The sequence below is a fragment of the Mycobacterium sp. RTGN6 genome, from assembly GCF_033804605.1.
Lineage (GTDB): Bacteria > Actinomycetota > Actinomycetes > Mycobacteriales > Mycobacteriaceae > Mycobacterium.
Genome location: NZ_JAPZKZ010000009.1, coordinates 25459 through 45210, shown reverse-complemented (window position 1 = coordinate 45210; position 19752 = coordinate 25459). Strand labels below are relative to the sequence as shown.

The following is a 19752-nucleotide window of genomic DNA, read 5'->3' as shown; positions in this document are numbered from 1 at the left end:
CCTAACCCGCCAAGTTGAAGTGGCCGGTCTGACCGTAGATGGCCAGCGAAACGAACAGAACCACCACCGACGATGTGATCATCGACGTCCGCACTGCCCGGCCGACGGCCTCGCCCACGCCTGCAGGCCCGCCCGTTGCGGTGTAGCCGTAGAAGGTGTGCACCAGCATGATCACGACCGCCATCACTAGCGCCAGCAAGAACGACCACAACATGTCCTTCGTGGACAGGAACGTGTAGAAGTAATGGTCGTAAACGCCGGTGGACTGCCCATAGAAGAAGGTGGTACCGAAGCGCGCGGCGAAGAACGACGCCATCACCGCCACGCAGTAGACCGGGACGACGACTACCACACCGGCGGCCACCCGGGTCGACGCCAGGTAGGCCACTGAGCGGATACCCATCACCTCGAGCGCGTCGATCTCCTCGCTGATCCGCATCGCGCCGATCTGCGCGGTCGCCCCGGCGCCGATCGTCGCGGCCATCGCGATCCCAGCAGTCAGCGGCGCGATCAGTCGCACGTTGAAGTACGCCGACGCGAAACCGATCAGAGCTTCCACGCCCACGTCGGAGAATTGGTTGTACCCCTGCACTGCGACCAGAGCACCGGTGGACAGGGTCAAGAACGCGACGATCGCGGTAGTGCCGCCGATCATGACCAACGCGCCGGTACCCAGACTCATCGCGGCGATCAGCCGGATCAACTCGGCCTTGTAACGCGTCACTGCGTCGCCAACTGACACCAAGGTCTTGCCGTAGAACTCGGCCTGCCCACCGATCCGGTACCAGCCGTCGAGCGCCACCTGCACCCGTCTGGTCACGCGCGGAAACCGCTGCGCGGCAGCGGCGCTCACGGCTGCACCTGGAAGCCCACAGCGGTCACGATCACGTTGATCACGAACAACGCAATGAACGAGAAGACCACCGTCTCGTTGACGGCGTTGCCGACGCCAGCCGGACCGCCTCCCACCGAGGTTCCCATGTAGCAGGCGATCAACCCGGCGGTCAGCCCGAACAGGGTTGCCTTGATCAGAGCAACCACGACGTCGCTCAAACCGGTGATCAGCGTCATCCCCGCGACGAACGCACCAGGAGTGACGTGCTGAAAGTACACGGAGAAGACGAAACCGCCGGCCAGCCCGACCAGAATCACCAAGGAGGACAACAACAATGCGACCGTCGTCGCCGCCAACACACGCGGCACGACCAGCGACTGAATCGGGTTGATCCCCATCACCCGCAACGCATCGAGCTCCTCGCGGATCGTGCGCGCCCCCAGATCGGCGCACATCGCGGTCGCCCCGGCGCCGGCGACCACCAACACCGTCACGATCGGACCGGTCTGGTTGACCGTTCCCAACGAGGCTCCGGTCCCGGAGAAATCCGCCGCGCCGAACTCGACCAGCAGGACGTTGAACGTAAACACCGTCAACACGGTGAACGGGATCGACAAGAACAGTGTCGGCACCAACGACACCCGGGCCACGAACCACGTCTGCAGCAGATACTCACGCCACGCGAACGGCCTCCGGAACATGCACACGAACGTGTCCAATGCCATCGCAAAGAAGCCACCCAGCCCCCGGAGCGGCTTGATGACGGCGTCGGTGGATACCACTTACCTAGCCCTCCGCATCGCCGTGACGGTTCGCCGCCGCTGCGGGGACAGCAGGACAGACGCAGGGGGGTTGGTGGTCACTGCTCCTCGCCCACGAACGTCGCGAATCTCACAGCTGACCGTCCCTCCGTCTTGGTGTGAGCTCTGCCCGCGTACGACACCCGCGTGATGTGGCCCACTTGTCAGAATTGAAATTAAACTAAAAAATCTCTGGGGGCAAGTAGCCAGTTCAAGATCGATATGCGATCTGCGGCGGCGTTAAATTTCTTCCACCATCTACACCTGGCGACGCCGCAGACAGTATCCGAACGCACCGCCGTGCGCAGCCTGTCGGACCACAACCGCGGCGGCACGTCAGCCGCGGCAAGTAACCGCGCACGTAGCGCGCTTAACGGTCTTGCATGCGCCCGCTCGGTACCATCTGTTCATGGCACGGGCCCGAGACATCTCCGCAACTCCCGTCTCGCCCGTCGGCGAGGTCGAGGTCGACTCGAAGTCGGCGTTGACCCGACGCCGCATCCTCGACGCTGCAGCACACGTGCTCAGCGTGAAGGGCTACGGCGGTTTGCGACTGACCGATGTAGCCGCGGAAGCCGACCTTCAAGCTCCGGCGATCTACTACTACTTTCCGTCCCGCGAAGACCTCATCGAAGAAGTGATGTGGGCCGGCATTGCCGAGATGAACGTGCACGTCGCCGAGGTGCTCGACGCACTACCGGCGAAGTCGTCGGCGCTCGATCGCCTTCTCGCCGCCGTCGAGGCTCACCTGCGCCACGCGCTGGAGATCTCCGACTACACAACGGCTTCGATCCGCAATGCCGGCCAGGTACCGCAAGCGATACGACAGCGGCAGATTCTCGAAGAGGAGCGATACGGCGAGATCTGGCGAAAGCTGGTCAACGACTTGGCCCGATCTGGAGCCTTGCGCGCAGACCTGGACCTCTACATCGCACAGATGCTGGTCCTTGGCGCGTTGAACTGGACCGTGGAATGGTGGGATTCCCGACGCGGATCGGTCGACGCCGTGGTGGCGAACGCGCAGTCCTTGGTGCGCCACGGGCTCACCGAAGTCCGACCCAGCAGGCGCAGGTAGCCCGGAGGTCTGCTTCCCTCGGGGCGCGACGCGGCGCGGCCGCGAATTGATGCGTTCTTTAATTTGTGTTAAAAACGATCAACGCATGGTCGTGCCGCCTTCCGCGCTCCGTCGCGCTTCGACGTAGCACTACTGCTTTCGGCAGACCAACGTGCCCGATGTAGACGCACAGGAAAGGCCGACATGACTGCAGCTTTGGACGTCGAGGAAGCCCTGCTGGTCGAGACGGTGCGCGCATTCGTCGATCGAGACGTCAAGCCGACCGTGCGCGAGGTCGAGCACGCCAACGAATACCCCGAAGCGTGGATCGAGCAGATGAAGCGCATCGGCATCTACGGGCTTGCAATCCCCGAGGAGTACGGCGGCACTCCGGTCTCGATGCCCTGCTATGTCGAGGTCACCCAGGAGTTGTCTCGGGGTTGGATGAGCCTCGCCGGCGCGATGGGCGGGCACACCGTGGTGGCGAAGCTGATCACGCTCTTCGGTACCGAACAGCAGAAGCGGGCGTACCTGCCGAGGATGGCCACGGGCGAAGTGCGCGCGACGATGGCTCTGACCGAACCCGGCGGCGGTTCGGACCTGCAGAGCATGACCACGATCGCCCGCGCCGACGGCAACGAGTTGGTGATCAACGGCGCCAAGACCTGGATCAGCAACGCCCGGCGATCAGGGCTGATCGCACTGCTCTGTAAGACAGACCCAAACGCCAGCCCCAAATTCCGCGGCATCTCGGTACTGCTCGTCGAACAGGGAACCGACGGCCTCACCGTATCGAGGGATCTCCCCAAGCTGGGCTACAAGGGCGTGGAGAGCTGCGAACTGGCATTCGACGACTGCCGGGTCCCAGCCTCCGCCATCCTCGGCGGCGAGCCAGGCAAGGGCTTCGCTCAGATGATGAAAGGGCTTGAGACCGGCCGCATTCAGGTGGCATCTCGCGCCCTCGGCGTGGCGACAGCGGCGCTGGAGGATGCGCTCGCCTACGCCCAAGACCGGGAGAGTTTCGGTCAGCCGATTTGGAAGCACCAGGCCGTTGGCCACTATCTGGCCGACATGGCTACCAAGCTCACGGCCGCACGGCAACTCACCCGCTATGCGGCCGAGCGATATGACAGCGGAGAGCGCTGCGACATGGAAGCCGGGATGGCCAAGCTATTCGCCTCTGAGACTGCGATGGAGATCGCGCTCAACGCCGTCCGGATCCACGGCGGATACGGATACTCCACCGAGTACGACGTCGAACGCTACTTCCGCGACGCCCCGCTGATGATCGTCGGCGAAGGCACCAATGAGATCCTGCGCAACGTCATAGCCGGCCAGCTCGTCGCACGTGGCGGTGTGTGACCGACCCGGTGTGAGCTCGCGAGGGCCACCCCAGCTCAGAGGGAGGCATCACCTTCGGCGTTATTCATTGCTTGCGGTGGCCTTGGCAAGTGCCGACGCCCTCCGCTTCTCGGCGAACTCCAAAGCGTCACCCCACGATGCCTTCTGCGCAATCATCCTGCGGTACTTCATGATCACGGTCTGACCGTTGAGCGTGAGCGCGCCGACGATACGGCCGCCCTGCCGATAGAGTGCGGTCCACCGGTCGTCGTTGTCGACGTCGCCATCCACCAGGAGCACTTCTTCTGACTCCGGCACCCCGACGAACTGGATTCTCGACCCGTACCAATCCGACCAGAAGTACGGCACCGTTTCGTATGGTTTGGCGTTGTCGGGGTCCAATGCGTTGCGCGCGGCTGTTGCGCCCTGTTCCGCTGCGGCGGTCCAGTTCTCCATGCGCTGGCGCACGCCGAACATCGGGTTCAGCCAGTTTGCGACGTCGCCTGCCGCGTAGATGCCGGGCACCCCGGTCCACAGCGTCTCGTCGCAGACGATTCCGTTGTCGAGCGTCAGCCCGGATCCCTCGAGCCAACTCGTACAGGGAGTCACGCCGATGCCCACCACCACGAGGTCTGCGTCAAGGACGGTGTCGTCGCTCAAAACGACGCGTTCGACGTGGCCGTCGCCCTCGAGTGCCTTGACTCCCGTACCGCATAGCAGTGTGGTGCCGTTGCGTTCGTGCAGCGAGGCGATGGCGGCACCCATGACGTTGCCCGTCGCACGCACCAACGGAGTCGGCAGGGCTTCGATGACCGTCACGTCGACTCTGCGCTTCTGTGCACTCGAGGCCACCTCCGAGCCGATGAACCCGGCGCCGATCACCACAGTTCGTGCGCCGGAGTCCAGTGCCGAACGGATGGCGAGCGAATCATCGAGCGTGCGTAGGCCATGGACGCCGTCGAGGTGTTCGGAGTCTGGGAGTGTGCGAAGCTGCGACCCGGTCGCGATCACCAGGGCGTCGTAGCCGATCTCCCGGCCGCCCACGAAGACGATCTTGCGCTGGACGTCCAGACCCGTTGCCGGAGCGCCGAGCACCAACTCGACCCTGAGTTCGTCGGCGAAGACGTCGTCACCGCGGAAGAAGGGAATCGGCGCCTCGCCACCGGGGTCGGTGACGTCGAGGAACTCCTTGGACAGCGGCGGGCGGTCGTATGGGAGGTGCCGCTCGGCGCCGATCAGGGTGATGGACCCTTCGAAACCCGCCTTGCGCGCGGCTTCCACCGCACGCAGCCCAGCCAACGAGCCACCGACGACGACCAGCCGTTGGACGGTCATCCACTCCTCCGGCCGCGGCGTCGCATTCAGCGCTCGATTCTCAGGGCTTCGGTCGGACAACCTGCAACCGCCTCTTCGACGGACTGCAGTTCATCGTCGGTGATGTCCTCCTTGAGCAGGACGAGTTCACCGTCGTCATTGACCTCGAAGATGTCGGGCGCCATTGACTCGCAGATGCCCAATCCCGTGCACTTGACGAAATCGACGATGACCTTCATGTGCCCCTCCTCGCTTGAGCTGAGCCAACCCCCCGGTGGCCAGAGTCCGGATACGTAGCGGCCACGGAACCGGTCTACGATTATCTAATCGATATTAAAATAACTCGCGATGGGTGTCAAGGTCATCCATCCTCGCACCGGGACTCGAATGTCATTCCCAATGTTTCTAATATACGTTAAACTTTTGAGGGATTGCTTACAGCGCCCGACGCGGATCCGACGTTGCTCCGTGCCACGAGAGGAAAGACCAATGGACCTGGGACTGACCAACGCCCGTGTCGTCGTCACCGGAGGCGCTTCCAACATCGGGCGCGGTATCGTTCACCAGTTCGCGGGCGAGGGTGCCCGAATTGTCATCAGTGACATCGACGAGCCCCAGGCCGAGAAGGTGCGGGCCGAGGCACTCGAACGCGGCGCGGCTGCAGTGGAACTGGCCATCGCGGACCTCACCACTTCCGACGGGGCGGACCAGGCGATCGGCGCGGCCGTGAGTTCGTGGGGCGGAATCGACGTACTGGTGAACAACGCCGGGTGGTCGGTGCCCGGGTTCATTGCGACCGATACCGACCGCGACAAGTGGCAGCGGACCATCGAGATCAACTTCTTCACCGCGGTCGCGGCGACCCAGTCCGCGATCGGCCCGATGAAGGATGCCGGCGGCGGATCCATCGTGTTCATCGCTAGCGACGCAGCCTTCGGCCAAATCCGACAGGGCATCTACGGCGCATCCAAGGCCGCCATGGTGGCGCTGGCGCGCACGACGGCTCGCGAGCACGGCCGACATGGCATTCGCTCGAACGTCGTATGCCCGGGACTCGTCATACCTGACGGCCCCGATGCCATTGGCGCGTCGAGTCTTTGGGCTGTCGGAGAAGGCGAAGTCTTCAACCCCAAACAAATCGAATTCATGCTCAAGGACACTCCGATGCGCAGACTCACGACCGCTGACGACGTCGGCCGCTCGGTGCTCTGGTTCGCCTCGCCGCTGGCCGCACGCCAGGTGACCGGCCAGCTGATCTCGGTCAGCGGCGGATACACCATGCCGTGAATTGCCCACCCTTCTCGCGTCGAGCTCCTGACCAATGACTACCAACAGCACCCGGGTCAACGCAGTGGTAGCCACCGAGAGCAGAACCAAGTACGCCCGTACCCGCGCTCGGATACTCGATGCGGCGGCTTACGTACTGAGCCGACAGGGCTATGCGGGCACCCGACTCTCCGACGTCGCCGAACGCGCGGACATCCAGACCCCGGCGATCTACTACTACTTCGCGTCGCGCGACGATCTGATCGAAGAGGTCATGGCGTGCGGCCTGGCCGATATGCGAGAGCAGCTCAAGTCGACGTTGGCTGCACTGCCGCCCGACACCGCTGCCATCGACCGAATCCTGGTGGCGGCCGAGACGCATCTGCGCCATGAGCTGGAAATCTCCGATTACACAACGGCTTCGATCCGCAATCGCGGTCAGATTCCGGAGCGCCTGCGGATCCGCGCCGACCAGGAGGGGAACAGCTACGGTGCGATCTGGCGCCAACTCTTCGATGATGCCGTCCGGACGGGCGCGTTGCGCACGGACATCGATCCTCGTATCGCCCAGATGTTGGTCATGGGAGCACTCAACTGGGCGGCTGAATGGTGGGACCCAAGTCGCACGCCCTTGGATGCAATCGTGTCCGCCGCACAGACACTCATTCGGAGCGCGCTCCTACCCGTCGGTTACGACGGCGATCTGCCTGCGGAGGGCGTCTGACGGACCACGACGATCGGTTTGAGTGTCTTGGTCCGGTTTCAAATTTATGTTAAATTAAGTACATGCCTGAAGCCTTCATCGTCGACGCCGTCCGTACGGCAGTCGGCAAGCGAAACGGCGGATTCGCCGCCGAACATCCCGCCGACATGGCCGCGCACGTCATCAAGACCGTCGTCGGCCGACACGACGTGGACCCCGCCGCCATCGATGACGTCATTCTCGGTTGTCTCGACAACATCGGCTCGCAAGCAGGCGACATCGCCCGCACCGCGGCGCTGGCTGCCGGCCTTCCAGAATCGGTACCCGGAGTGACGATCGATCGCCAGTGCGGATCTGCCCAGCAGGCAGTGCATTTCGCCGCGCAAGCGGTCATGAGCGGGACGTCGGACCTCATCGTCGCCGGCGGCGTGCAGAAGATGAGCCAGTTCCCCATCCTGAGCGCCTTCGCGGCCGGCGAGCCATACGGCAGCACTGATCCCTGGACGGGATGCCGCGGGTGGCAGGAGCGCTTCGGGGACCAGGAGATCTCTCAGTTCCGCGGTGCCGAGATGATCGCCAGCCAGTGGATGCTCAGCCGCGAGGACAACGAACGTTTTGCCCTTGAGAGCCACCGGCGCGCGCTCGCCGCCATCGCCAGCGGGTACTTCGAACGCGAGATCTCGCCGTACGCAGGGATCTCCACCGACGAAGGGCCGCGCGCGAACACGTCCCTGGAGAAGATGGCCACACTTGCAACGCTGACCGAAGGCGGTGTACTCACCGCTGCCGTCGCGAGTCAGATCTCGGACGGAGCCGCGGCCCTGCTCATCGCATCGCAGGACGCCGTCGATCGATTCGGTCTAACTCCTCGGGCGCGGATCCATCACATGTCGGTGCGCGGCGCCGACCCGGTGATGATGCTCAGCGCCCCGATACCGGCCACTCAGCACGCCCTCAAGCGGACGGGTCTGTCGATCGACGACATCGACGCCGTCGAGATCAACGAGGCCTTCGCCCCTGTGGTGCTGGCATGGCTCGCTGAGCTGGGCGCGGATCCCAAGCGGGTGAACCCCAACGGTGGCGCCATCGCGCTCGGGCATCCCATCGGCTGCACCGGCGCCCGGCTCATGACGTCACTGCTGCACGAACTCGAACGCACGGGCGGCAGGTACGGCCTGCAGACCATGTGCGAAGGCGGTGGCCAGGCCAACGTCACGATCATCGAGCGGCTGTAATCGTGAAGCGCACCCTGTACGGACCCGACCACGAGGCGTATCGGGAAACGGTGCGCGAGTTCCTGTCTCGCGAAGTCGCTCCTCACCAGGATGAGTGGGACCGTCAGCATTGGATCGACCGGGAAGTCTTTGCCCGCGCAGCGAAGGCGGGCATCTACGCGCTACAGGTCGGTGAGCAGTACGGCGGAGCGGGCGAGTCCGACTATCGCTACCGGATGGTAGTCAGCGAGGAGATCGCGCGCATCAACGCACTTTCCTTCGGGCTGACGATCAGCCTGCAGGACGATCTCGTCCTGCACTATCTCCTCGACCTCACCAACGACGAGCAGAAGCAACGCTGGCTCCCCGGGTTCGCCTCGGGCGAGCTCATCGGGGCACTGGCGATGACGGAGCCCGGCGCAGGCAGCGACCTCAAGGGCATCCGCACCACGGCCCGCAAAGCCGGCGATCGCTGGCTCCTGAACGGGCAGAAGACGTTCATCTCCAGCGGGATCATGTCCGACCTCGTGGTCGTGGCTGCCCGCACCAATGTCGAGGGCGGCTCCGCGGGCTTCAGCCTCTTCGTCGTCGAACGCGGCACCCCGGGGTTCGAGCGGGGCCGACAGCTGGAGAAGATCGGCCTGCCGGGGCAGGACACCTCTGAGCTGTTCTTCAACGACGCCGTCGTCCCCGTGGCCAATCTCCTCGGGGAGGAGGGGCGCGGATTGCCCTACCTGATGAGCCATCTCCCACGGGAGCGGTTGGGGGTGTCGGCGAAGGCCATGGCAACTACCAGGGCGATCTTCGAACTGACTTGTGCCTACTGCCGAGACCGCACCGCATTCGGCAAGCCGCTAGCGGCCAATCAGCACGTACGCTTCGAACTCGCGGACATGGCCACCGAGATCGACATCGCCGAGGCCTACGTCGACAAGTCCGTTCTGGCCTACAACGCCGGGGAACTCACCGACGTCGACGCCGCCAAGGGAAAGTGGTTCGTCAGCGAGCTGCAGAAGCGCGTGGTGGATCGCTGCCTTCAATTGCACGGCGGGTACGGCTACATGATGGAATACCCGGTCGCGCGTGCGTTCGTCGACACCCGCGTGCAGACGATCTACGGCGGCACCACCGAGATCATGAAAGAGATCATCGGTCGCGACATCGCTTCGCGCGCTTGAGCTCAGGCCGGTTGGCCATAGACAGCGACGACCACGGTCCGGTCGAGAACGCTTTCCGACCACACGCCAATGAGGGTGTTGGCGCAGTCCTGCATGATCGCCATGTATGCGGGGTTGTAGTACCACTGGTTGATCAGTTCGACGCCGCTGATCGCCAAGGCGGGATTGATGGCCACGGTCTCGGCCACCTTCCCGTGAAAGCCCGCCGCATTGGCCCGATCCTGTGGTGTCGAGGCATCGGAGCCGAGGTCGTCGTCGAGGCTACGGTTGTTGAGGACGTCGTCGGTGTGCCACTGGGCGGCGAGCTGCAGCGCAGGGTTGATCTTCAAGTCCGTGGTGCAGCCGGCTTGGTGCTGAATCGTGTACACGTTCTGCGCGACAGCGTCGTTCAGTCGCTTGTTGTCGGCGTGTGCGACCGGAGCCGCCCACGCGATCGGCACAACGAGCAGTGAAACGCCCAACATTGCTGGGTAATGGCGACTGGCCATGCGACGGTCCTTCACTCGGGCCTGCCCTTCCATAGTTCCTGCTCCCATCACACGACCACGAGCGCGATCGCGGCGGCGGCCACTGCGCCCACCCAGACATTGAATGCGGTGCGCAAACCCGTTGGTGCGGACCGCAGTTCCATGAAGTCGCGGCCAATGAAGTAGACCTTCGCGAAGGCGATCAGAATCGTGAGCGTCGCGGCCAGGCCGAAACCGCCTCCGGTCAGCGAGGATTCGCTGCCCAGCCACCAGGTGATGCACGTCGCGACGACGAGGCCGACGAAGACCACGGTGGCCCGGCGAGGCACGGCGCCATTCACTCGGCACTCACCAGGTACACCAGGGCGAAGATCGCCACCCATAGCAAATCGACCATGTGCCAATAGGATGCGATCCCCTCGGTGACCCGTTGTGCGCCCGCCCATTCCCGCCGGCGTTTCAACATGAGCTGCCACGCCGTGAGGAGTGCAGTCCCGACGATGACGTGCAGCAGGTGCAATCCAGTGAGAATGAAGTAGAAGTTGAAGAACTTCCCCGACGCCGGTGTGTGGCCGGCGGAGAGCTCTAGGTAGTACTCGAGGGCCTTCAGGCCGGCGAACGTTGCCGCACAGCACATCGCGCCTGCGACCAGTCGCCGCGCGTGACCGTACCGCGCGGCGCGGTGCGCGCACATCGCTCCCACCACCAGGTAGGAGCTCAGCAGCAGAACGAGGGTGTTGACCGCGCCGATCGGTTGAATCAGTTGATGTGCAGCGTCTTTGAAGACCCCCGGATTCGACCGGCGATCCCACAGGAATGCCAGCATGATCGCCGCAAAGAGCGTCATGTCGCCGAGGATGAATATCCACAGCCCGGCTTCGCCTGGAATGTGCCCAGGACGAGCCTTCGCCGGCCGCAGCGGGACTGCGACGTGATCGGCGTCGTTTCTGCCTCCGAGGAATTCAGGCAGCTCGGCATCCGCGCGGGCCTCCAAGTGCGTCATGCCGCTTAGACCGCGACCGCCGGGAGGTCGGGATCGGCCGACTCCTTGACCGTCTTGTGCAGCATCACACCCATCACGACCAGGAAGATGCTGTACGTGGTCAGCGCCAACCAGAAGATGAAGATGCCTCGCCACGCGAAGGGTCCGCTGTGGAAGAAGAACGCGAGTGGGTCGGGTATGAACGAGAACGCGATCCAGAAGTTGACGTAACCCACCCACCGGGGCAGCGTTTGGCGTTTGTCGTTCAGGATGGCGACCCCAATGGCAACGTTCTGAATCATGAACGGTGCGATCGGGGTGATGAACAACAGCCATGCGATGTCGTTCAGCGTCACCGTCAGTTCCGGGTTGCGGTCCGGCCGAAAGGCGATCACGGCCATCAACAACATCGGCAGGAGCAAGAGCACGCCCGTCGCCGCGCCCGTGATCAGCTGGAGGAACGTCAGGATCGGCGTCCGACCCTCCATCCGCACCATGTGCACGCCGATGACGGCGATCAAGGGAAAGACGAGACAGATACCAACCGACGAGATCACCAATCCGACTAGCACTCGGGTGTGGCCATAGAAGTCGACGACCTGCTCGACCGAACTCTCCGAGCCCAACGGTATCGGCAGCACGCCGGCAATGAGCCAGCCGATAAGGGCGACGACAACGGTGGCCGGGCCGGCCCAAGCACAAAGCGTGAGTATTCGTTTGGTCAATGTCGCTCCTGCGATCGTGGGGTGGGCCGATTAGCCGACTGGATTGGTTCCCAGTTCGACGTTCGACAGATCGGAGATCTCCGACCAGCGCGCGGTGAGTTCGTCGACGGTCGGCGGCTCGGAGAACGACACGCCCTTGTTCTGGAACTGCGCCACCCGCTGGATGTTGCCCCCACCGACGACGTACACACTGGCCGTATCGGTGCACTGCTCGCTCAGCAGGTATCCAACGACGGGGGCCACTTGTGCCGCAGGCAGTTTGTCCAGTAGCTCTGGCGGAGCGACGTCCGTCGTCATCCGCGTGGCCGCCATCGGTGCAACGGCGTTCACCAGGATTCCGTACTTGGCGCCCTCGATGGCCAGGGTGTTGGTCAACCCGACCAGTCCCAGTTTCGCGGCGCCGTAGTTGGCTTGCCCGAAATTGCCGAACAGGCCGCTGGTCGAGGTGGCCATGACGATCCTGCCGAACTTCTTCTCGCGCAGGTGCGGCCAGGCCGCCTGGGTGACGTAGTAACCGCCGTAGAGGTGAACCTTGAGGACCGCGTCCCAATTCTGCGAGCTCATCTTGTGGAACGCGCCGTCGCGCAGGATGCCGGCATTGTTGACGATTCCGTCGACTGTTCCGAACTCCGCCAGGGCGGCATCGACCACCGACTGCGCACCGTCTTGGGTCGCGATGTTGTCGTAGTTGGCCAACGCCGTGCCGCCACGCTGGCGAATCTCGTCGACGACCGTGTCCGCCATCGCCTGCCCGGCTCCCGATCCGTCGCGGGCTCCCCCGAGGTCGTTGACCACGATCCGGGCGCCCTCGTCCGCCGCGAGCAGTGCGTACTCGCGCCCCAGGCCGCCGCCCGCACCGGTGATGATGACGACCCTGCCGTCTAGCCCTGCCATGTCTTCTATCCCATCCCTTTGAAGGTTGTCACTCGCTGACAACTGCTGTGAGGTAATGCCATTCGCTCTGACGCGCCGTTAGAAGAGCTTGCGCATGATCTTGATGGCCCGGTCGGTGTACGGCGGATACACCACCATTGGGTCGGGCCAGATGGTCTTCGACAACACCGCTCGACGATGGCTCAAGGCCTCGAAGCCCCACCGCCCGTGATAGGCACCCATGCCGCTGGCTCCCACGCCGCCAAATGGCAGCTGCGGGACGAGGCAGTGCATCGCCACGTGGTTCACCACCGCTCCCCCAGACGGAATTGAGTCCACCAAACCCGTGGCCAACCGCCGAGAGGCCGTGAAGACGTAGAGCGCCAACGGCTTTGGCCTGCGGTTGACGAAATCGATCGCAGCGTCGGTGGATTCGACGGTGATCACCGGCAACACGGGTCCAAAGATCTCGTCCGCCATCACGGGGTCATCGGCAGCCGGATCGAGGATCACGGTCGGCTGGATAGTCAACGTGTCGCGCGAGTAACCACCTCCGGCGACGATCTTCCCGGTGGTGGTATCGATCAGCGAGGCCAGCCGGTCGAACTGCCGGGCGTTGACGATTCGCAACCCGCCGGTGTCCTCGGCCCGGAATGCCGTGATGTTCGCGACGATCTTGTCGGTCAGATCCTTGGCGATCGACCGCTCGGCCAGAACGTAGTCCGGCGCGATGCAGGTCTGGCCCGAGTTCATCAGCTTGACCCACGCGATGCGTCGGGCGGTGACGTCGAGATCGGCGTCGGCGGCGACGATCACCGGACTCTTGCCGCCGAGTTCCAGGGTGACCGGGGTCAGCGTGGGCGCGGCCGCGGCCATGATCTTCTTGCCGATCTCGGTACCACCGGTGAAGAGGGCGTGATCGAAGCCCTGTGCCAGTAGATCCTGCGTCGTCTGTCCGTCCCCTTCGACGACGCGAATGGCCTCGGCATCCAGGTAGAGCGGCACCAACGTGGCCAGCAGCGCGGAAGTGGCTGGCGCCAATTCCGATGGCTTCAGCACGGCGCAATTGCCCGCCGCCAATGCGGCGACCAGCGGGCCGAGGCTCAGATAGACCGGGTAGTTCCACGGCCCGATGATCAGGACGACGCCGAGCGGGTCGTACTGCACCCAGCTGCGCCCTGGCAGCTGAGAAAGGGGCAACGGTTGTCTGCGCCGCCGCATCCATGACTTCAGATGCTTGCGGGCAAAGGTCGCCTCACCCTTTGTCGAGGCGATGTCGCCGAGCCAGGCTTCGACGGCTGGGCGGCCGAGATCGGCGTGCAGGGCGGCCGCGATGTCCGCTTCCCGCTCGTCGCACAGCCGCTCGATGGCCTCGAGTTGCGCCAGCCGCCAACTCAATTCACGGGTGCGACCCGTGCCGAAGACCTGCCGAAGCTCCGCCAAGTCGAACGCCCCTGACGTATCGCCATGCTGCGCCGCATGCTCGGCGGGCGCTTGAATCGTCACGTCCCGGCTCAGATCTCTGGTGCCGGAACGACTCCGGTGAGCACGGCACCGGTGATCCCGCCGTCGACAACCAGGGCGTGGCCATTGATCCACCGAGCCTCGTCGGAGGCGAGGAACAGCAGTGCCGAGGCGATGTCGTCGGGATCGGCGTGTCGACCCAGGAGCTCCTTGACGCCGTCGAGGTTGTCCTTGCCCATCGACTCCTCAAAGTCGGCGAGAATGGGTGTCTCGACCGGACCGGGAAGCACCGCGTTGATGCGCAGTCCCAACTCGACCACCGCCAGCCCCATCGTCATCGTGTAGACGGTGGTGACCTCTTTGGAGAAGTTGTAGGCGTTGCCCTGCTGCGGGTTGGCCTTGAACCAGGCCGCACCTTCTTCGAAGGTGTCGGTGGCAAGCAGGTCGCGGATGGCCTCCAACCGGGTCGGCCAGCCGAAGCCTGCGGTGGAGGACACGATCGTCACCGAACCACCGGGATTCAGCCGTTCGAAGAACGCCTCGGTCAGGTGTCGGACCGCGAGGCTGTTGACCGCTAGCACCAGGTCCGCCGGCGCGGTGCCGGGAATCCCGGCGACGTTCATCAGGCCGTCGAACTGCCCGTCGAGCTGCTCGACGGCTGCGTCGATGCTGCGGGGATTGGCGAGGTCCACTTCGACGTGGCGGCTCACGGCCGCGACGGGCGTATTCCGGTCCAACGAGACCACTTCCGCGCCCGCGGCGAGGAGACGTTCGGCCACGGCATTACCGATGCCAGACGCGGCACCGGTCACGACGAAGCGCTTTCCTTCGAAGGCAGTCATCAGTTCTCCTAATCGAGGGTGTACGGCAGGGACTTCACGGCACGCACGAAGTTGCCGACGAGGTACTCCGGTTCGCCGACACGCAGATTCGGCGCCCGGAAGATCAACTCGCGGAAGAAGGCCTCCAACTGCATCTTGGCCAGGAAGCTGCCCATGCAGAAGTGCGGACCACCACCACCGAAGCCAAGGTGGTTGTTGGGCTTTCGCTGGATGTCGAAGAGGTTGGGGTCGGTGAACACGCGATCGTCGCGGTTGGCCGAGGAGTACATCAGCATGACCCACTCGCCCTCCTTGATCTCCTGATCACGCAGCATGGTGTCGCGGGTTGCCGTGCGGCGGAAGGTCATCACCGGGGTCACCCAGCGCACGAACTCCTCCATCGCCGGTTTGATGACACTGTCGAAGTCACGTACCAGCAGTTCGCGTTGTTCGGGAAACTGCTGCAGCGCCAGCGTCGTCAGGCTGATCGTGTTGCGCGTCGTGTCGTTGCCGGCTACCGACAACAGCACGAAGAACGCGCCGAGTTCTTCGTCGGTGAGCTTTCTGCCGTCGATCTCGGCCTGCACCAGCTGCGACATCAGATCAGACATCGGGTGCGAGCGCCGCAGCTCGGCCAACTCCAGACCAGCCGTGAGGAGACCAACGAGCGAATCGCTGAGCACCTGGCCCGACTCACGCCCGGCGGCCACGTCCTCGTCGGCCCACGACACCATCCCGTCGGCGTTGTGCGCCGCTTCGTCTCGCAACTCCGGTGGGAGGCCCATCATTTCGTAGATCGTCCACATGGGCAGGCGCTTGGAGACTTGCTCGACGAAATCACCGTCCTTGGTGGCAAGCAGTTCATCGACGATCGTGGTCGCCTGGCTCTTGACCTGGTCTCCGATCTTGGCGATCTGCCGGGGAGTGAACACCGAACTGACCAACTTGCGCAAGCTCGAGTGGTTTGCACCGTCCATGCCGAGGAAAGACTGGGCCGCGTCGAGGATCTCCTCCGGAACCGCTTCACTTTGGACACCCTGGCCGGAACAGAACAGATCGGGATGCTTGCTCACGTAGGCGATGTCCTCGTGGCGCGTCACCGCCCAGATCCCGTCGATCTCGGGGACCATCAGTGCGCCGGCTATCGGCGGGTGCCAGCTGATCGGGCGCTCGTCGCGCAGGATCTTGAACGACTTCTCCCGGCCCTCGGCGGTATCGGACCAGAAACTCAGCGGCGAGATGCTGACCGGATCATAGGTGCGGCTAGGTTGCCCCACTTCCACGCTCATGTTGCTACCTCCGCGTATCGTTCCTGCAGTTTGCGTTTGACGAGCTTTCCGGTGGCTGACCGGGGCAGTTCGTCGATGAAGTCCACTGAGCGCGGTGCCTTGAAGCGGGCAAGCCGCGCTCGGACGTAATCGATGAGCTCCGCGGCCAGCTCGTCGGACGGTGTCACGCCATCGCGGATCTGCACGACGGCCTTCACTTCCTGACCCATTTCGGCGTGCGGAACTCCGATCACGGCGACGTCGAAGATCTGCGGGTGCATCGCCAGGACGTTTTCGACTTCCTGAGGGTAGATGTTCACTCCTCCAGAAATGATCATGAACGCCTTGCGATCGGTGAGGAAGAGATAACCGTCGTCGTCGAGATAGCCGATGTCGCCGACGGTGGCCCAATTGTTGTGGCCGGGATGCCTTGATTCAGAGGTCTTTTCGGGATCGTTGTGGTAGCTGAATGCAGGTTCGTCACGCTCGAAGTAGATGACACCTGGCTGGCCGCTGGACAATTCGGCGCCGTCGTCGGCGCAGATGTGCACGACTCCGAGCGCGGCCTTACCCACCGATCCCCGCTTCGTCCGCCACTCCGGCGTGCTTATCAGCGTGATGCCATGCCCCTCGGTGGCCCCGTAGTACTCGGTGAGGATCGGCCCCCACCACTCGATCATCGCGTCCTTGACGTCGGGCGGGCACGGCGCTGCCGCGTGCACTGCGAGCCGCAGCGACGAGGTGTCATATGCCGCGCGGGCTTCCTCGGGCAGTTGCAGCAGCCGCACGAACATGGTGGGGACCATCTGGAGTGCGGTGACCTGGTACTGCTGGATGGCCGCAAGCGAGGTTTCGGCGTCGAATCGGTCCATCACCACGACCGTTCCGCCGAGCGCGTGCACGGTAGCGCACCACTTCAACGGCGCCGCGTGGTAGACGGGGGCCGGTGAGAGGTAGACGTCATTAGCGTTGATTCCAAATCCATGTGCCAGCAAGGCGGTAAAGCTGTCTCCCGGCTCGTCGACCTGAATGGGCAGCAGGCGCGGCTTGATGCCCTTGGGTCTGCCGGTCGTGCCCGAGGAATACAACAGCTCGGATCCACGGGGCTGATCGATCAACCGAGGCCCCGCCTGCGCCAGCAGCTCGGCGTAGGAGTCGTGCCCTTCAACGGCTCCACCAAACGCGTACCAGTGCTCGACCTGCGGTGCCAGGGTGGCAAGCTCCGCGCCGAGAGCTGCGACACCCGCAGAGGTAAGCACCACCCGCGCCGCGCTGTCCTCCACGATGTAGGCAGCCTCGGCCGGCGAAAGGTGCCAGTTCACGAAGGTGACGTAGAGGCCGGACCGTATTGCCGCCCAATAGATTTCGAAGGCCTCTGGCACGTTGTCGGATAGCACTGCCACCACGTCGCCGGTCCGCAGACCCAGTTTGTGCAGCGCGGCCGCGAGGCGGGCCGAGTTGTCCTCGAGTTCGGCATAAGTCACCGTGCGGTCCGACCCGGCCATGATCACGGCGGGGCGGTGGGGCGCGGTCGCGGCGTGGGTTCCTGGATACATGGCGGTGTCTAGACGATCAGGTCGTCGCGGCCGTCGTCCTTGAGCCGCTGGATGTAACCGGCGTAGAGCTTCTTGCCCAGCGGGGCAAGCTTGAGCAGGCTGGCGACGTTGCCGTCGACCTTGACCTTTCGCTTGGCCATGGCCATCGGAAGGTTGACCTTTCCCTGCCAGTAGGCGTTGCCTAGATCAGCCGTCATGGTCATGGTGGCTGACGGCTCGGGCGTACCCGGTCCCCCGCTGCTAACCCTCTTGCTGGGCATGTCGACTACCACCACCGCTGCGGGATCGCTGAAGTCGAAAGCGACGACGAGGCCCGTTTCGGTCAGTTTCGGCCCGATTTCCGGATCGCCGAACGCATCTTCGAAGATTCCGCCGATGTACTTGGTGACCTCTTCAGAGTTGTTGAACCCCATTGTTCCCGCTCTCTTTGTTCGTCAGCCTCAAAACTTATTCTTGATTAAAAAATATAGTACGTATGACGGGCACCACAGTCAACAGCGGAAGTTGCGGATGACACGGGCACGACCGAGGCGGAGCGGCCGAACCTATCCGCTCTTGGTCAGCGCGTAGGTGGCCACGATCTCGTCGACCACCAGTTGAGCCGTCTCCGCGCACGCCGTGGTACCTCCGTTGGCGTATTCCTTGACGGCGTCACCGACGTTCCATAGCCCCTCGAAGGGGGTCTCGCGAGGCAGATCGAATCCGGCGACGGCACGTTGGGGGGGCCAGCCATCTCGGGTTACCGCGATGTTGAGGATCCTGGCGCGCTCGTCGAAGCCGTCGATCGCTTCCCGAAGGTCGGCCAGCAGAAGTTCGGTCTCGGCCTGCTCGTCGAACTCGCCGACGGAAGGTTTCGGGACGGCGGTACCTACGTAGAGGTTCCAACCGGGCGGTGCCATCTCGGGGCAAATGTCGGTGAAGTTGGCGACGTAGGCGAGGCGACGCGACTTGGCGAAGCTCAACATGCCCGGCACGTCCACGAGCCGCTCTTGGCTCGCAAAGTTCACCGATATCATCGCGGTGGGACGATCCCCCCGCCTGACGGTCTCCTTGTATTCGTCGGGCACGTGGTCCGCGCCGATCAGAGTCACCGTGGCCGCGGGGCCGACATCGCTGACGACGATCGACGACGTGATTTCGATTGTCGCACCGTCACGTTCGACCTGAACCCCGGTCACCTTGCTGCCGTCGACGACGATCTTCGCGACTTCGGTGGACAACCAGATCTCACCACCATGGGAGGTCACGACGTCGGCCAGCCCCTGCCACAGGCCGATCGTCCCCTTCGGATGAAAACCGAAACGCTTGAACGCGCTCTTGCGGGTGAAGTAGGTGAGGAACACCCGGGCCGGCAGATCCTCGGATCCGACCGCGAACACCGATGCACACATGTTGCGGAAGATCCCGTGCACGCCTTCGTTCTTGGTGTACTTGGAGACCCACTCGGCCGTGGTGATCTCGTCCTCCGGCAGGCCGGAGTCCGACCGCGCCGCGCCGATACCCTTGACCAGCTTGGCGCCTTGACGAGTCAGCTTGCCGAGCAGAAAGCCCCAGCCTCCCCCGGTGACGTCGACGTCCTTGCCGGCGATCCGATACAGAATCGGCGGACTGGGTTCGCGGATGTCGAACGGTGCTCCGACTTCTTCACAGGTCTGCTGGGTGATGCCACCGACCTCGATCACGATGGCGCCGTTGTTCACCTTGAATCCGTCGATGTCGTCGGTGGAGGCCCGTCCGCCGACCTTGTCGAGGCGTTCGACGACCAGGGTTCGGTAACCGCGGTGCGCGAGCCGGGCTGCGGTGAACAGCCCTCCCGCTCCGGCTCCGATGACGACGACGTCAAACTGCGTCTTGTTCTCGGTCACATTGCTTCCCTTCAGGTTTCACTACT

At 63.9% G+C, this 19752-nt stretch carries 21 protein-coding genes; 6 read left to right on the top strand and 15 right to left on the bottom strand.

Annotated elements, in window-relative coordinates:
• Window position 1: 1 nt before the first annotated feature.
• Entirely contained in the window at window positions 2–853 is an 852-nt protein-coding gene (locus tag SLQ33_RS21800; protein ID WP_319455970.1) for an ABC transporter permease, read from the bottom strand.
• Entirely contained in the window at window positions 850–1560 is a 711-nt protein-coding gene (locus SLQ33_RS21795; RefSeq protein WP_319456237.1) for an ABC transporter permease, read from the bottom strand. Before SLQ33_RS21795 ends, SLQ33_RS21800 begins: the two co-directional genes overlap by 4 nt.
• Before the next feature lie 484 nt (window positions 1561–2044).
• Between SLQ33_RS21795 and SLQ33_RS21790 the strand changes: the two genes are divergently transcribed.
• Window positions 2045–2710, top strand: a complete 666-nt coding sequence (locus tag SLQ33_RS21790) for a TetR/AcrR family transcriptional regulator (RefSeq protein WP_319455969.1) — start codon at window positions 2045–2047, stop codon at window positions 2708–2710.
• Between the two features lie 183 nt (window positions 2711–2893).
• Window positions 2894–4051 (top strand): acyl-CoA dehydrogenase family protein, encoded by a 1158-nt coding sequence (locus tag SLQ33_RS21785; RefSeq protein ID WP_319455968.1) that lies wholly within the window; start codon window positions 2894–2896, stop codon window positions 4049–4051.
• Window positions 4052–4111: 60 nt separating this feature from the next.
• Here SLQ33_RS21785 and SLQ33_RS21780 read toward each other — a convergent pair whose 3' ends face one another.
• Together SLQ33_RS21780 and SLQ33_RS21775 are read right to left on the bottom strand one after the other, a co-directional pair.
• Entirely contained in the window at window positions 4112–5365 is a 1254-nt protein-coding gene (locus SLQ33_RS21780) for an NAD(P)/FAD-dependent oxidoreductase (protein ID WP_319455967.1), read from the bottom strand.
• 26 nt (window positions 5366–5391) lie between these two features.
• Entirely contained in the window at window positions 5392–5583 is a 192-nt protein-coding gene (locus SLQ33_RS21775; RefSeq protein ID WP_319455966.1) for a ferredoxin, read from the bottom strand.
• A 250-nt stretch (window positions 5584–5833) separates the two neighbouring features.
• Between SLQ33_RS21775 and SLQ33_RS21770 the strand changes: the two genes are divergently transcribed.
• The 4 genes from SLQ33_RS21770 (at window position 5834) to SLQ33_RS21755 (ending at window position 9705) form a co-directional block, all read left to right on the top strand.
• Window positions 5834–6631 carry an SDR family oxidoreductase gene (locus SLQ33_RS21770; RefSeq protein WP_319455965.1) on the top strand — a complete coding sequence of 266 codons (798 nt, stop codon included), beginning with the start codon at window positions 5834–5836 and terminating at the stop codon, window positions 6629–6631.
• 34 nt (window positions 6632–6665) lie between these two features.
• The gene (locus SLQ33_RS21765; protein ID WP_319455964.1) at window positions 6666–7334 is read left to right on the top strand and encodes a TetR/AcrR family transcriptional regulator; all 669 of its coding nucleotides are present in this window, start codon (window positions 6666–6668) and stop codon (window positions 7332–7334) included.
• 62 nt (window positions 7335–7396) lie between these two features.
• The gene (locus tag SLQ33_RS21760; protein WP_319455963.1) at window positions 7397–8548 is read left to right on the top strand and encodes an acetyl-CoA C-acetyltransferase; all 1152 of its coding nucleotides are present in this window, start codon (window positions 7397–7399) and stop codon (window positions 8546–8548) included.
• 2 nt (window positions 8549–8550) lie between these two features.
• Window positions 8551–9705, top strand: coding sequence for an acyl-CoA dehydrogenase family protein (locus tag SLQ33_RS21755; protein ID WP_319455962.1), 1155 nt, complete (start codon window positions 8551–8553; stop codon window positions 9703–9705).
• Window positions 9706–9707: 2 nt separating this feature from the next.
• Here the strand turns inward: SLQ33_RS21755 and SLQ33_RS21750 are convergent, their stop codons facing one another.
• From SLQ33_RS21750 to SLQ33_RS21700, 11 genes are all read right to left on the bottom strand, one after another.
• Entirely contained in the window at window positions 9708–10169 is a 462-nt protein-coding gene (locus SLQ33_RS21750; RefSeq protein WP_319456236.1) for a CAP domain-containing protein, read from the bottom strand.
• Between the two features lie 71 nt (window positions 10170–10240).
• A complete protein-coding gene (locus tag SLQ33_RS21745) occupies window positions 10241–10513 on the bottom strand; it encodes a cytochrome C oxidase subunit IV family protein (RefSeq protein WP_319455961.1) in 273 nt (90 codons plus the stop codon).
• Window positions 10510–11175 (bottom strand): cytochrome c oxidase subunit 3, encoded by a 666-nt coding sequence (locus SLQ33_RS21740; protein ID WP_319455960.1) that lies wholly within the window; start codon window positions 11173–11175, stop codon window positions 10510–10512. Before SLQ33_RS21740 ends, SLQ33_RS21745 begins: the two co-directional genes overlap by 4 nt.
• Before the next feature lie 5 nt (window positions 11176–11180).
• Complete coding sequence (locus tag SLQ33_RS21735; protein ID WP_319455959.1) at window positions 11181–11879, bottom strand: hypothetical protein; 699 nt, start codon at window positions 11877–11879, stop codon at window positions 11181–11183.
• Between the two features lie 30 nt (window positions 11880–11909).
• A complete protein-coding gene (locus SLQ33_RS21730; protein ID WP_319455958.1) occupies window positions 11910–12773 on the bottom strand; it encodes an SDR family oxidoreductase in 864 nt (287 codons plus the stop codon).
• A 78-nt stretch (window positions 12774–12851) separates the two neighbouring features.
• A complete protein-coding gene (locus SLQ33_RS21725; RefSeq protein ID WP_319456235.1) occupies window positions 12852–14252 on the bottom strand; it encodes an aldehyde dehydrogenase family protein in 1401 nt (466 codons plus the stop codon).
• Between the two features lie 14 nt (window positions 14253–14266).
• The gene (locus tag SLQ33_RS21720; RefSeq protein WP_319455957.1) at window positions 14267–15058 is read right to left on the bottom strand and encodes a coniferyl-alcohol dehydrogenase; all 792 of its coding nucleotides are present in this window, start codon (window positions 15056–15058) and stop codon (window positions 14267–14269) included.
• Window positions 15059–15066: 8 nt separating this feature from the next.
• The gene (locus SLQ33_RS21715) at window positions 15067–16326 is read right to left on the bottom strand and encodes a cytochrome P450 (RefSeq protein ID WP_319455956.1); all 1260 of its coding nucleotides are present in this window, start codon (window positions 16324–16326) and stop codon (window positions 15067–15069) included.
• The gene (locus SLQ33_RS21710; RefSeq protein ID WP_319455955.1) at window positions 16323–17861 is read right to left on the bottom strand and encodes an acyl-CoA synthetase; all 1539 of its coding nucleotides are present in this window, start codon (window positions 17859–17861) and stop codon (window positions 16323–16325) included. Before SLQ33_RS21710 ends, SLQ33_RS21715 begins: the two co-directional genes overlap by 4 nt.
• An 8-nt stretch (window positions 17862–17869) precedes the next feature.
• The gene (locus SLQ33_RS21705) at window positions 17870–18274 is read right to left on the bottom strand and encodes an SCP2 sterol-binding domain-containing protein (RefSeq protein ID WP_319455954.1); all 405 of its coding nucleotides are present in this window, start codon (window positions 18272–18274) and stop codon (window positions 17870–17872) included.
• Window positions 18275–18406: 132 nt separating this feature from the next.
• Window positions 18407–19726 carry an NAD(P)/FAD-dependent oxidoreductase gene (locus SLQ33_RS21700; protein ID WP_319455953.1) on the bottom strand — a complete coding sequence of 440 codons (1320 nt, stop codon included), beginning with the start codon at window positions 19724–19726 and terminating at the stop codon, window positions 18407–18409.
• Between the last annotated feature and the right edge of the window lie 26 nt (window positions 19727–19752).

What these genes read in the sequence shown, in the direction of transcription:
- SLQ33_RS21715 (WP_319455956.1), bottom strand. Translation starts at nt 16,326, where the DNA reads ATGAGCGTGGAAGTGGGGCAACCTAGCCGCACCTATGATCCGGTCAGC.
- SLQ33_RS21730 (WP_319455958.1), bottom strand. Translation starts at nt 12,773, where the DNA reads ATGGCAGGGCTAGACGGCAGGGTCGTCATCATCACCGGTGCGGGCGGC.
- SLQ33_RS21785 (WP_319455968.1), top strand. Translation starts at nt 2,894, where the DNA reads ATGACTGCAGCTTTGGACGTCGAGGAAGCCCTGCTGGTCGAGACGGTG.
- SLQ33_RS21760 (WP_319455963.1), top strand. Translation starts at nt 7,397, where the DNA reads ATGCCTGAAGCCTTCATCGTCGACGCCGTCCGTACGGCAGTCGGCAAG.
- SLQ33_RS21795 (WP_319456237.1), bottom strand. Translation starts at nt 1,560, where the DNA reads ATGGCATTGGACACGTTCGTGTGCATGTTCCGGAGGCCGTTCGCGTGG.
- SLQ33_RS21720 (WP_319455957.1), bottom strand. Translation starts at nt 15,058, where the DNA reads ATGACTGCCTTCGAAGGAAAGCGCTTCGTCGTGACCGGTGCCGCGTCT.
- SLQ33_RS21780 (WP_319455967.1), bottom strand. Translation starts at nt 5,365, where the DNA reads ATGACCGTCCAACGGCTGGTCGTCGTCGGTGGCTCGTTGGCTGGGCTG.
- SLQ33_RS21790 (WP_319455969.1), top strand. Translation starts at nt 2,045, where the DNA reads ATGGCACGGGCCCGAGACATCTCCGCAACTCCCGTCTCGCCCGTCGGC.
- SLQ33_RS21750 (WP_319456236.1), bottom strand. Translation starts at nt 10,169, where the DNA reads ATGTTGGGCGTTTCACTGCTCGTTGTGCCGATCGCGTGGGCGGCTCCG.
- SLQ33_RS21775 (WP_319455966.1), bottom strand. Translation starts at nt 5,583, where the DNA reads ATGAAGGTCATCGTCGATTTCGTCAAGTGCACGGGATTGGGCATCTGC.
- SLQ33_RS21710 (WP_319455955.1), bottom strand. Translation starts at nt 17,861, where the DNA reads ATGTATCCAGGAACCCACGCCGCGACCGCGCCCCACCGCCCCGCCGTG.
- SLQ33_RS21765 (WP_319455964.1), top strand. Translation starts at nt 6,666, where the DNA reads ATGACTACCAACAGCACCCGGGTCAACGCAGTGGTAGCCACCGAGAGC.
- SLQ33_RS21705 (WP_319455954.1), bottom strand. Translation starts at nt 18,274, where the DNA reads ATGGGGTTCAACAACTCTGAAGAGGTCACCAAGTACATCGGCGGAATC.
- SLQ33_RS21740 (WP_319455960.1), bottom strand. Translation starts at nt 11,175, where the DNA reads ATGACGCACTTGGAGGCCCGCGCGGATGCCGAGCTGCCTGAATTCCTC.
- SLQ33_RS21770 (WP_319455965.1), top strand. Translation starts at nt 5,834, where the DNA reads ATGGACCTGGGACTGACCAACGCCCGTGTCGTCGTCACCGGAGGCGCT.